This is a genomic window from Bacillus sp. AF62, assembly GCF_050312695.1.
GTDB lineage: Bacteria > Bacillota > Bacilli > Bacillales > Bacillaceae_G > Bacillus_A > Bacillus_A cereus.
In genome coordinates, this window is sequence record NZ_JBNPJZ010000065.1 from 37892 (window position 1) to 50511 (window position 12620).

Genomic DNA, 12620 nt, shown 5'->3' on the forward strand with positions numbered 1-12620 from the left:
GCGAATTTATGGATTAATAAAAGGTTTATAAGGATATTAAAATATGGGTTTATATAAAAAATACATAACAAAGGTCGATAGAAATCCATTATGTCTAATGATTGCTTTTCATAATCAAAGAATGTTTAAGTTTGGTGATGTAATTGAAGTGAATTAGAGAGGGAAATAGAAGTGATAATCTCTTCCTAACTTAATTATATCATGTAATTTACGTTCAAAATAGACTGTTTCTTCTCATTTACTACTGTTACAATCAAGAACACATGAATAGTAAGGAGAGGTGCCAAATGAGTTCTTTCGTTCTCGATTTTCAGGAAATAGAAAAAACGCAGCTTTTTCTCGTTGGTGGAAAAGGATTGAATTTAGGGGAGTTATCCAATATTCAAGGGATACAAGTGCCAGAAGGATTTTGTGTTACAACGGTAGGGTATGAACAGGCCATCGGAAAAAATGGAGCGTTTAAAACTTTATTGAATCAATTAGCAATGCTAAAAATTGAGGAACGAGATCAAATTGGTGAAATTAGTAAGAAGATTAGAGAAGTCATTATGGCGGTGGAAATTCCAGTTGATGTAGTGGAATCAGTAGTGCGTTATCTCTCGCACTTTGGCGATGAACATGCGTATGCAGTGCGTTCGAGTGCTACTGCTGAAGATTTACCGTATGCCTCGTTTGCTGGTCAACAAGATACGTATTTAAATATTATTGGAAAAGAAAACATTTTGCAGCATATTAAAAAATGCTGGGCTTCTTTATTTACAGATCGAGCGGTTATATACCGAATGCAAAATGGTTTTGATCATAATCAAGTTTCTATATGTGTTGTCGTTCAAAAAATGGTTTTCCCTGAGGCTTCAGGGATTTTATTTACTGCGGATCCGATTACTTCGAATAGGAAGGTGTTATCAATCGATGCCAGCTTTGGACTTGGTGAGGCGCTAGTATCTGGATTGGTTTCTGCCGATAATTATAGGGTAAAAGAAGACGAAATCGTCGAAAAGGTCATCGCAACGAAAAAATTAGCCATCTATGGACGAAAAGAAGGCGGAACAGAGACAAAGAAAATTGCTCCTAATCAGCAAAAAGTTCAAACACTTACTGAACAACAAATTTTACAACTAGCACGCATCGGAAGACAAATCGAAGTTTATTTTGGTTGTCCGCAAGATATTGAATGGTGTTTAGTTGATGATACATTTTATATAGTCCAAAGCAGGCCGATTACGACTTTATATCCAATTCCAGGAGTAAATGATGGGGAAAATCATGTGTATATATCGGTTGGTCACCAACAAATGATGACCGATGCGATGAAACCACTTGGGTTATCTTTTTTCTTGTTAACGACTAGTGCCCCTATGCGTAAAGCAGGAGGCAGGTTATTTGTTGATGCTACGCAACAATTAGCTTTACCTGCTAGCAGAGATTACTTAATAAACACTTTAGGAAAATCGGATCCACTCGTAAGAGATGCATTAACGACTATAATCGAGCGAGATGATTTTATTCAATTGCTACCGGATGATGAAAAAGAAAAGGATCTTAGTAAAAATGTGCCATCTGCAAGTTCGCAACAACAACCTGAAAACGATCCGGAAATCGTTACGAATTTAATAAAGAATAGTCAATCATCAATAGAAGAGTTAAAACGAAACATGCAAACGAAATCAGGGGTGGATGTACTTGATTTTATTTTAGAAGACATTCAGCAATTAAAGAAAGTATTATTTAACTCGCAAAGTATAGCTATCATTATGGCAGGTATGAATGCTTCATCATGGATTAATGAAAAGATGGAGCAATGGCTAGGTGAAAAAAATGCAGCAGATACACTTTCTCAATCCGTACAAAATAATATTACTTCAGAAATGGGTTTAGCATTATTAGATGTTGCAGATGTGATTCGGCCGTATCCAGAAGTCATTGCGTATTTACAGCATGTAGAAGATGACAGCTTTTTAGATGAATTAATTCAGTTTAAAGGCGGGGAAAAAGTTCGGGATGCAATCGATGCCTTTCTAAATAAATATGGAATGAGATGCAGCGGAGAAATCGACATTACGAAAACGCGCTGGAGTGAACAGCCAGCTACAATTATACCGATGATTTTAAATCATATAAGGGACTTTGAATATGGTGCGAGTAAACGGAAGTTTGAAGAAGGGCTGCAGGAAGCTTTGAAAAAAGAAGAAGAGCTGTTAGAGCGATTGCAGCACTTGCAGGATGGGGAACAAAAAGTAGAAGAGACGAAGAGAATGATTTGTAACCTCCGCAATTTCATCGGTTATCGTGAATATCCGAAATACGGCATGATTCATCGTTATTTCATATATAAGCAGGCATTACTGAAAGAAGCAGAGAAACTTGTGCAAAATAATGTTCTGGATGAAATAGAAGATATATACTATCTAACTTTTGAAGAACTTCACGAAGTCGTCCGCACAAATAAACTAGATTACAAGAATATTCATAAACAAAAAAATGCGTACAAATTATATAAAAAACTAACACCCCCGCGTGTTATCACGTCTGATGGAGAAATCATTACAGGTAAGTACAAACGCGAAAATCTGCCGGCTGAAGCAATTGTAGGTTTGCCTGTTTCTTCTGGAGTGGTTGAGGGGAGAGCGCGCGTTATTTTAAATATGGAAGACGCGAATTTGGAAGATGGAGATATATTAGTTACGGCATTTACTGATCCTGGCTGGACACCTTTGTTTGTTTCTATAAAAGGGTTAGTCACTGAAGTCGGCGGGCTTATGACGCACGGAGCAGTTATTGCACGTGAGTATGGCCTGCCAGCAGTTGTTGGAGTAGAGAACGCTACGAAATTAATAAAAGATGGGCAACGAATTCGGGTACATGGAACAGAAGGGTATATTGAAGTGCTGTAGTTGTATTTTAGATAAATAAAGAAATCGTCCACTAAATATAGTGGACGATTTCTTTATGATTTTAATAGTTTTATCAACTTTCATCAATATTTTCTGAAATATTGATGAATCAGAATGTATGTTCATCTAAAATAAAGGATTTTTTCAAAAATATTACAAATTCAGACAATGAATTGATTATTGTCTGAATTTTCTGTAATATATAAACGTTGTATCGTATTTAATATTAGGGAGGAATGGGGATGAAGAAAAAGCCTTTTAAAGTGCTGTCTACGTTTGCGGCGGCAGCTGTACTTAGTTGCACATTTGGGTATGGGGGTCAATCTGTTTATGCGGCAACGCCGTCTAATGGAGGAACTTTAAGTCCGATTGATGAAAATTTAATTCAAGAGGAGCGTTTAGCAGATGCGCTCAAGAAACGCGGTGTAATTAGTGAATCTACGTCGAAAGAAGACACATTAAAAGCTGTTGAAAAATACGTAGAGAAGAAAAAAGGAGAAAATGCGGGAAAAGAACCAGCAGCGGGGGATAGTGTTACGAGAGAAGCTGCTGACTTTTTGAAAAAAGTTAAAGATGCAAAAGCAGATGAGAAAGAAAAAGCAGATCAACCTGCTAGTGGTCCAGTAGCGGGACAAGAGCCGGTTAAAAGGGGATTAAACGGCCAAGTACCAACTACTTCAGCAAAGCAAAAACAATATAACGGTGATGTTCGTAAAGATAAAGTTCTCGTATTGCTAGTAGAGTTTGCGGACTTTAAGCATAACAATATTGATCAAGTACCAGGTTATATGTATTCAAATGATTTTAATCCAGAACATTATCAAAAAATGTTATTTGGTAATGAGCCATTTACACTCTTTGACGGTTCAAAAGTACCAACATTTAAACAATATTATGAAGAGCAATCTGGTGGTAGTTATACAGTAGATGGCACAGTAACAAAGTGGTTGACAGTTCCTGGTAATGCGGCAGATTATGGCGCAGATGCAGGAGATGGCGGTCATGATAATATGGGACCAAAAGGACCTCGTGATTTTGTAAAAGAGGCATTAAATGCGGCTGTAGAAAGTGGTATTGATTTATCTGAATTTGACGAATACGATCAATATGACAATAATGGTGATGGCAATAAAAATGAACCAGATGGTCTGATTGATCACTTAATGGTCATTCACGCTGGAGTTGGGCAAGATGGGGGCGGTGGTAGACTAGGTGATGATGCAATTTGGTCACATCGTTGGCACCTTGGAACACCATATCCAATTGAAGGAACAAAAGCAAAAGTTGATAACTGGGGCGGTAAGATGGCAGCATACGACTACACAATTGAGCCAGAAGACGGAGCAGTTGGTGTATTCGCACATGAATTTGGTCATGATTTAGGTCTTCCAGATGAGTATGATACGAAGTACACAGGAGCAGGTGAGCCAATTAACTCCTGGTCTGTTATGAGTGGCGGTAGCTGGGCTGGTAAGATTGCAGGAACAACGCCACCGAGTTTCTCTCCGCAAAACAAAGAGTTCTTTCAAAAGAACATAGGTGGAAACTGGGCCAATATTGTAGAGGTTGACTATAATAAATTAAATCGTGGTATTGGCTATGCGACGTATTTAGATCAAAGTGTAACGAAATCAAATCGTCCTGGACTGATTCGCGTTAACTTACCAGATAAAGAGGTGAAAGGTATTCAGCCTGCATTCGGTAAGAAGTACTACTATAGTACAAAAGGTGATAACCTTCATACAACATTAGAAACGCCAGTGTTTGATTTAACAAATGCAACAAACGCGAAGTTTGATTACAAATCAATGTATGAAATCGAAACGGATTATGACTTCCTTGAAGTACATGCAGTGAAAGAAGATGGTACGAAAACGTTAGTGGATCGAATTGGTGAAAAGAATGTGAAAAATGGTCTAGACACAACAGATGGTAAATGGGTAGATAAGTCTTATGACTTAAGCAAATTCAAAGGCCAAAAAGTAAAATTAGTATTTGAATATATTACAGATGGTGGTTTAGCGCCGACCGGTTTTACTTTTGATAATGCTACATTAACTGTAGATGGAAATGTGGTGTTCTCTGATGACGCAGAAGGCGAAACGAAATTTAAATTAAATGGTTTCGTTGTAGCAGACGGTTTTGATAAGAAAAAGCATAACTACTATTTAGAGTGGAGAAACTATGCTGGTGCTGATCAAGCGTTAAAATATAGCAGTGGTGTACCGTATAATACAGGTCTTCTAGTATGGTATGCAGACTCTAGCTTTACAGATAATTGGGTTGGTTTACATCCAGGTGAAGGTTTCTTAGGAGTTGTTGACTCTCACCCAGAGGCAATTATTGGAACGCTAAACGGAAAACCAACTGTTAAAAATAGTACACGATTCCAAATCGCAGATGCTGCGTTCTCCCTTAACCAAACACCAGCATGGAAAGTCGTATCTCCAACACGCGGAACATATGATTACAAAGGATTACCAGGTGTAACGAAGTTTGATGACTCTAAATTGTATATAAATGATTTAATCCCAGATGCAGGACGTAAATTACCGAAATTTGGATTGAAATTTGAAGTAGTTGGACAAGCAGATGATAATTCTGCAGGTGCAGTTCGTTTATATCGTTAATAATGTAGAAGCTGTTGAAGGGGAAGTCCTTTCAACAGCTTTTTTTACAGAAACATAAATTTCAAGTTATTAATAAAATAATAGAAATTACTGAGCAAGTTGGCTTATTTTTTTAAACCAGCTGCATAAAAAGGTCCATGAACTGCAATAGTTGATAAAAAGCGAGCAATCTCCTCAGGTGTTTCTTTTTGTCCATTATTTAACCATTGTTGGATGACACCTATATGTGCAGATGCCATATAAGAAGTTAAGTATTCGCTTGGAACAAGTAAATTCTCCTTATTAATGAGAGGACCATTCGTATCTTCAAATAATGTTTTCCACATAAAGTCTTTCAGTTTTGTTTGGAAAGATAAATCTCCTTTCGGACTTAGTACAGCTTTCATAAAATCACTATTTTCATTTAGAAATTCAAGAATAGAAGTGATAAGTATAAATGGCATTGTTGGAGAAGGATTTGATCCAAGGTCAGCAATAACTTCCGGGAATTTCTGTTTAGCAATTTTAGAAAACTCGTACATAATGTCTTCTTGGCATTTTGTCATTAAATCAAATTTATCTTGATAGTGCGCATAAAAAGTACCGCGATTAATGTTTGCTTTCGTTGTAATATCTTTCACTGTAATGGCGTCAAAACCTTTTTCTTCAATTAGCTCCACCAATGCATTTCGTATGGCAGTTTTTGTACGAACAACACGCAAATCTAAATTATTATCGCGCAAAGCATATCCCTCCTTAATTTTACTCAACACATTTAGAAAATGTGTCTTATAACCGACACATTCACGATTTTTGATTATTGTATAAGGTTCAACTCGAACATATAATTCAAAATATAAATAAACAACACGTTGTTGGTTATTATAGATCAAATTAAAGGAGGAGAAAAGAAAATGTTTAAAAATAAACTTTTATTTTTATCACCAGTTATTGCACTACTTGTTGTTTTTATTTTTTCATTAACGTTATTTCCAACTGTTCAACCGCAGCTGAAAAACTTGCCAATTGCAATTGTAAATGAGGATCAAGGTGTAGAAATTCCAAATCAACCGAAAATGAATATGGGGCAAACAATTGTTGGTATGGTGAAAAAATCATCGGAATCAGATGGAGAACCTGCGGTAAAGTGGGTAGAAGTGAAGAATAAGGAAGCAGTTCAAAAAGGGTTAAATAATAAAGAGTATTATGCAGCGTTAGTCATTTCGAAAGAATTTAGTGCAAAACAAGCATCGTTACGCACACCACAGCCATCTTCACCTGAGATAGAAATATATATTAATCAAGGAATGAATACGGCTGCATCAACTATGGCAGGACAAATATTAAATGGCGTGGTTGATAATATGAACAATACTGTTCGTACACAAATATTAGAAGGGTTGAAAGCAAAAGGAGCTACTGTAACAACAGATCAAGCTGAGAAATTAGTAACACCTATTGTAAAGAACGTGAAAAATGTGAATGAGGTCGGCAAAAATAGTGCGAACGGTAATTCACCAATATCATTGTTCCAGCCGTTATGGATTGCAAGTTTAGCGAGCGCAGCGATTATTTTTATTGCGATTAGTAAAATACCGGTAAGTTCACGAAAAGAAAACTTTATATTGAAAGTAAAACAAATCGTAACAGGAGCTATTGCGGCACTTGTAATTGGATTTGGTCTTACATGGATTGCAGATGGGATGGTAGGATTAAATATTTCGAACTTCACGGATACAGCTCTATTCTTATCCGTTACTTCTTTTAGTTTCTTCTTAATGATATCTGCGGTACTTTCATTAGTTGGGCTAAAAGGAATCGGTTTATTCGCTTTATTACTATTCTTCGGGGCGCCGTTATTATCATTAGCACCTGAGATGTTGTCTCCGTTTTATCAAGACTGGGTTTACTCATGGTTACCAATGAAATTTATGATTGAAGGCCTAAGAGAAATCTTCTTCTTCGGAAAAGGGTTAAGCTGGAATACACCTGTTACTGTACTCGTTTGGATTGGTATAGTAAGTATGGTTACTATATTAGCAACTGCATTCAAACGTAGTGTAGTTGTAGTAAAAGGGCATAAAACAGAATTGAACGCTTAAAAAAAGCCGTTTCACTAAATTAGTGAAACGGCTTTTTTGTGATGAAATCTAAAAGCTGAAGAATGAGTATCTGCTGTTGTCGCCTTAGAATTAAGTCGGAATCTCTAAAGATCGCGTACGTTCCAAACAATTTCGCCACGTTCGTCATCCCACGTACTGTGATGCCGCTTAAATCCTATCTTTTCTAGTACCCGGAGGGAAGCGATATTCCAAGCGCCTACAGTCGACCAAAGTCTTTGGCGTCCAGTAGCAATCGCCGCGTCCAGCACAACAGATGCCGCCTCAGTCGCATAACCTTTACCATGAGCGCTGCGGAACAACTCGTATGCAATCTCTGGCTCTTCAAGTGTGGAACGTCCAATAATTAAGCCACAGTATCCGATGAAATCACCTTCATTGCGCCTTCGAATAGTGAGAAGGGAAATGCCATTTTCCTTTGTCTTCTTGCGCATCTCAATGAGCCGGTTACGAACGGAATCAACGGCTGGAATGTCCACACCACGTTCGCCAATTAATTTGCTCAGCCAAACGGAATCGGATTCCTCCCACATACTAAGCTCAAGTCTTTCGGTTTTCAGCTGGAAGGCCATAGGTTTAAATAAAGATGGCATAGTGGTACCTCCTAGTTATATGATTGGATTCATAATAGCTTCGCATCTCAACACCACATCTGGTTGGAAACCTGATTCATTCGCGAATTTATAGCCACAGCGTACAAAAAAATAGTGATATTTTATCCGCTATTTGTCGTGTAGTAAATTCTCCACTGAATATAGTTTCACTTTATGAATAAGCAATTCCTTTGTAAAATAGACCCTTTTCTCAAACTTTACTTTCAATCTAAAGTCGTCCCGTTATATACACAGGCTCCTACTATTTCTAAATGCATAAAATGTTAAGCGAAAGTATGGAGGGATACGATGTATAATTCGAATTATTATGATTGGTATAGACAAAATGATAAGTTGATTAGTGATATTGAAAAAGCTATAAACGGAGAGTATAGTGCTATAAGCTGCTATGCAAAATTAGCGAATATGGCTCCAAATCAAGTAGAACAAAAACAAATTCTTGAAATTCGTAATGATGAAATAAAGCATTTCCACAACTTTGTACAAATTTATACGAACTTAACTGGTAGGCAGCCAAAACCACAAATTACTGAAGACTGCCCAAATACGTATTTACAAGGATTAGAGTTCGCTATACAAGATGAACAAAAAACAGTAGATTTTTATTTGGAAATTTCAGATGAGACATCGGATGTATATTTGAAAGAGTTGTTACGGAGAATAGCTGCGGATGAACAAAATCATGCAGTATGGTTTTTATATTACTTCGTGAAGTCGAAGTGAGCATTAAGAATGAATGATGTGGTGCATATATTGAAAAATATTTTAAAACGTAGTGCAACAATTGAATGAAATATTTAAATGTAAGCAGAAGGAAACCGTTTCGCTAGTAGTGGAGCGGTTTTTTTTGATGTACATATGTATCGACAAAATATAGTAATTACATTTCATATATAATGTATGAAACGAAAATGAATAAGTTAGGAGCAAGCATATGAAAAGAGGGATTACAGTAGATATTCTAGATGGATATGATAATTTACTTTGGAAAGTATTAAAGCCAATTGATATTACTGTATTTGATTGGCAAGTCATGGGAAGGGAGGAAGCTTATATAATAATAGGGAATGAATTAGGTCCAGAATTATTTTCAGAAGATAACGAGATCATGGAAGGATCAGAATTAAAAAAGCTAATAAAAGATAACATATATTATCTTTTATTTTTAGATCTAAAAGCATGTCCAAAAGGAGAGGTAATAGGAGAAATTGCAACATTTGAAGAATTTAAGGAGAGTTAGTGTGAAGTAGTCGTATTAGCAGCGGATGGCGAGTATATACAAATTTATGCGAAAAACCAAGAAGAGATTGAAATGATGTATGAAAACGCAGTGAATCAAGGATTTTATGTAGAATATATTACAGATGAAAATGATGGAAGGACTCGTTTGTCAGTATGGTAGCAATTTGAAAGGGGAACGGCAATATGGAGAGAAATATAAGTAAAGAATATGCAATTCGAATTGCTACTGAAAATGAAAGTGATAGTATTATCATTTTATTAAAAGAAGTAGCACAATGGCTACAATATAAAGAAGTGGATCAGTGGCAGTATCTTTTAGGAGAGGAAGCTACGGCTGAAATACTAGAATGTATAAGAGAAAAATATACATATGTTGTTCTGAAAGAAGATGAAATAGTTGGTACGGTTACAGTTTCTCCTAAACAAAATGAATGGGATGAGCGTATTTTTGGTAAGGAGGAAGTTTCTAATTCTTTATACATTCATCGATTTGCGGTGAAACGGAAGTATAAGGGAAATGGAATAGGAGAATGGATTTTACGGTGGGTAGAAGAGAATGTACAACATGACAAAGAGTATTTGAAGTTAGATTGCGTGGGGCATAATCGTACGTTGAATGATTTTTATAAGAAAAATAGTTTTGAATATGTTGGGAGTACGGATGGACTTAGTAAGTTTCAAAAGAAAAGGAGAATGTGAATGCATCCAATTAACGTAAGTTTAGTTGAAAAGTTAATACAGGAACAGTTTCCTGAATGGGCCCATTTAGAAGTGAAACCTGTAAAGTTTAGTGGACATGATAATAGGACGTTTCACTTAGGGGATGAGATGAGTGTAAGATTGCCAAGTGATGTGGCATATGCACCGCAAGTAGAGAAAGAAAATAAGTGGTTACCACTATTAAGTAAGGGGCTTTCTTTACCGATTTCTACCCCACTTGCGAAAGGAAATCCGTCTGAAGCGTATCCATTGCCTTGGTCTATTAATAAGTGGATAGAGGGGAAAACAGTTACGAAACAAAACGTTCGTGATTTAAATGAATTTGCAGCGGATTTAGGATCTTTTTTAGTAGAATTGCAATCTATTGATGCGAGTAACGGACCTTTAGCTGGAACACATAATTTTTACCGGGGCGGACTTATATCGGTATATGATGAAGAGGCGAGAGTTGCTATTGAAAATAATAAGGATGTTTTTGACGAGGCATTATTAAAGCACCTTTGGAATTTAGCACTTAGTTCAACATGGGATCGTAAGCCAGTTTGGATTCATGGAGATGTAGCACCGGGGAATTTACTCGTTAAAGATGGAAAACTTTGTGCTGTAATTGATTTTGGTATTTTAGGCGTAGGAGATCCTGCTTGTGATGCAGCGATGGCTTGGACGTTTTTTGATGAAAATAGTAGAAATATATTTAAAGAAGTATTACGCATGGATGAAGAAACGTGGAATAGAGCGAGAGGATGGGCACTTTGGAAGGCGTTAATTACATATGATGCGAATAGGGATAGTAATGAAAAAGTGGCAGAAGAATCGTATCGTATCATGCAAGTGATTGTGGATGATTATGAGAGGTAATAGAAAAGCCTATTTTAAAATAGGCTTTTTCATATGATTAAATAGTAGAAATAGAAAGAAGGAATATAACATGATTATACAGAAAATTTAGATAATAGGAGGTGTCGAATTTTGAGTGAAATTGAATTAAAGAGTAATGTAATTAAGACAGGGCGAGAGAAGGGGATTATTCTTCGGTTTATACTTGCTAGTCTCGTTGGAGTGTTTATGTTTTTCGTTCCTGTTACGATAAACGGTGCATCGTCTATTATGATTGATCATATCGTATCGTGGATTAGGGCTTCGGTTCCTGGCGTAGTACCTTATTATGCATTATTTGTTATGGCGATTGGTGCGATTTATCCATTTTATACGAAGAAATGGAATGCATCTATCGTAGACATTTGTTTTTCTATTTTAAAAGTAGTTGGCGTTGTTTTTGGCATATTATATTGTTTAAAAGTAGGACCAGCTTGGTTTTTTGCGCCAGATGTTGGACCGTTTTTGTATGAGAAGCTAGTCATATCAGTAAGTTTGCTCGTTCCAATTGGCTCGGCGTTTTTAGCGTTATTAGTCGGATATGGATTGCTTGAATTTATCGGTACATTTTGTCGTCCGATTATGAGGCCATTATGGAATACGCCGGGGAGATCGGCGATTGATGCAGTTGCGTCCTTCGTTGGAAGTTATTCTCTTGCCCTTCTTATTACGAACCACGTGTATAAAGAAGGAAAGTATACGACAAAAGAAGCGGCGATTATCGCTACAGGATTTTCTACAGTATCCGCTACATTTATGATCATCATCGCAAAAACATTAGATATTATGCATTTATGGAATGTTTATTTTTGGACTACACTTGTTGTAACATTCATAGTGACTGCTATCACCGTAAGAATCCCGCCCCTTAGTAGAAAACCAGATACATATGTAACAGAAGAAGGGTTCCCAGAGCCTGTTTATAAAGAGAAAATGTTGGAACGTGCTTGGGAAGATGCGTTAGAAGTATCAAAATCTGCACCGAGCATTATGAAAAATATTGCAGTGAATTTAAAAGACGGATTTATTATGACGATGGGAATTTTACCATCTATTATGTCAGTAGGATTAATTGGTATCGTCTTAGCGAAGTTCACGCCAATATTTGATTGGATCAGTTATATTTTCTATCCGTTTACATGGCTATTACAATTACCGGAAGCAGACTTAGCTGCTAAAGCTGCATCAGTTGGTATTGCAGAAATGTTTTTACCGTCATTATTAGTAGTAAGTGCACCACTTGTGACAAAGTTTGTCATTGCAGTTGTTTCCGTATCATCTATACTGTTTTTCTCCGCTTCCATTCCTTGTATATTATCAACAGATATTCCGTTAAAAGTATCTGAACTTATTATTCTGTATGTGCAGAGAACGATTTTAACGTTGCTTATCATTACGCCGATTGCTTATTTGTTGCTTTGAACTATAATGTAAGTTCTAAATATATGGCGTTTACTAAATTGTGTAAATGAATATTTATCGTAAAATCGTAGGTAGCGCAAAATTATAAGTGCGATGCTTGAATAAAGGCATCGCATTTTTTAT

The 12620-nt window shown here is 36.5% G+C and carries 9 protein-coding genes and 1 pseudogene; 8 read left to right on the plus strand and 2 right to left on the minus strand.

Features of this window, described 5'->3' with window-relative positions:
- The first annotated feature begins 287 nt into the window (after positions 1-287).
- Together ppsA and ACQRBL_RS14885 are read left to right on the plus strand one after the other, a co-directional pair.
- Positions 288-2894: a phosphoenolpyruvate synthase gene (gene ppsA, locus ACQRBL_RS14880; protein ID WP_411995950.1), complete on the plus strand. Its 2607-nt coding sequence runs from the start codon at positions 288-290 to the stop codon at positions 2892-2894.
- 242 nt (positions 2895-3136) lie between these two features.
- The gene (locus tag ACQRBL_RS14885) at positions 3137-5524 is read left to right on the plus strand and encodes an immune inhibitor A domain-containing protein (protein WP_065484257.1); all 2388 of its coding nucleotides are present in this window, start codon (positions 3137-3139) and stop codon (positions 5522-5524) included.
- A 104-nt stretch (positions 5525-5628) separates the two neighbouring features.
- On the opposite strand, the gene ACQRBL_RS14890 is transcribed toward ACQRBL_RS14885, so the two are convergent.
- Positions 5629-6246, minus strand: a complete 618-nt coding sequence (locus tag ACQRBL_RS14890) for a TetR/AcrR family transcriptional regulator (protein WP_023522365.1) — start codon at positions 6244-6246, stop codon at positions 5629-5631.
- Positions 6247-6417: 171 nt separating this feature from the next.
- Between ACQRBL_RS14890 and ACQRBL_RS14895 the strand changes: the two genes are divergently transcribed.
- Entirely contained in the window at positions 6418-7605 is a 1188-nt protein-coding gene (locus ACQRBL_RS14895; RefSeq protein WP_097920291.1) for a YhgE/Pip domain-containing protein, read from the plus strand.
- A 104-nt stretch (positions 7606-7709) separates the two neighbouring features.
- Here ACQRBL_RS14895 and ACQRBL_RS14900 read toward each other — a convergent pair whose 3' ends face one another.
- Entirely contained in the window at positions 7710-8216 is a 507-nt protein-coding gene (locus ACQRBL_RS14900) for a GNAT family N-acetyltransferase (RefSeq protein ID WP_023522363.1), read from the minus strand.
- 309 nt (positions 8217-8525) lie between these two features.
- Between ACQRBL_RS14900 and ACQRBL_RS14905 the strand changes: the two genes are divergently transcribed.
- The 5 genes and pseudogenes from ACQRBL_RS14905 (at position 8526) to ACQRBL_RS14925 (ending at position 12497) form a co-directional block, all read left to right on the plus strand.
- A complete protein-coding gene (locus ACQRBL_RS14905; protein WP_023522362.1) occupies positions 8526-8960 on the plus strand; it encodes a ferritin-like domain-containing protein in 435 nt (144 codons plus the stop codon).
- Positions 8961-9171: 211 nt separating this feature from the next.
- Positions 9172-9639: pseudogene (locus ACQRBL_RS14910) on the plus strand (DUF2691 family protein).
- Positions 9640-9662: 23 nt separating this feature from the next.
- Positions 9663-10178, plus strand: a complete 516-nt coding sequence (locus tag ACQRBL_RS14915; RefSeq protein WP_023522361.1) for a GNAT family N-acetyltransferase — start codon at positions 9663-9665, stop codon at positions 10176-10178.
- Positions 10179-11057, plus strand: coding sequence for an aminoglycoside phosphotransferase family protein (locus ACQRBL_RS14920; protein WP_023522360.1), 879 nt, complete (start codon positions 10179-10181; stop codon positions 11055-11057).
- 111 nt (positions 11058-11168) lie between these two features.
- Positions 11169-12497, plus strand: a complete 1329-nt coding sequence (locus tag ACQRBL_RS14925) for a YjiH family protein (protein WP_097920787.1) — start codon at positions 11169-11171, stop codon at positions 12495-12497.
- Positions 12498-12620 lie beyond the last annotated feature (123 nt).

Bases quoted from the DNA above. Each gene is read 5' to 3' on its own strand.
- ppsA (WP_411995950.1), top strand. From the start codon at position 288: ATGAGTTCTTTCGTTCTCGATTTTCAGGAAATAGAAAAAACGCAGCTT.
- ACQRBL_RS14885 (WP_065484257.1), top strand. From the start codon at position 3,137: ATGAAGAAAAAGCCTTTTAAAGTGCTGTCTACGTTTGCGGCGGCAGCT.
- ACQRBL_RS14895 (WP_097920291.1), top strand. From the start codon at position 6,418: ATGTTTAAAAATAAACTTTTATTTTTATCACCAGTTATTGCACTACTT.
- ACQRBL_RS14900 (WP_023522363.1), bottom strand. From the start codon at position 8,216: ATGCCATCTTTATTTAAACCTATGGCCTTCCAGCTGAAAACCGAAAGA.
- ACQRBL_RS14905 (WP_023522362.1), top strand. From the start codon at position 8,526: ATGTATAATTCGAATTATTATGATTGGTATAGACAAAATGATAAGTTG.
- ACQRBL_RS14915 (WP_023522361.1), top strand. From the start codon at position 9,663: ATGGAGAGAAATATAAGTAAAGAATATGCAATTCGAATTGCTACTGAA.
- ACQRBL_RS14920 (WP_023522360.1), top strand. From the start codon at position 10,179: ATGCATCCAATTAACGTAAGTTTAGTTGAAAAGTTAATACAGGAACAG.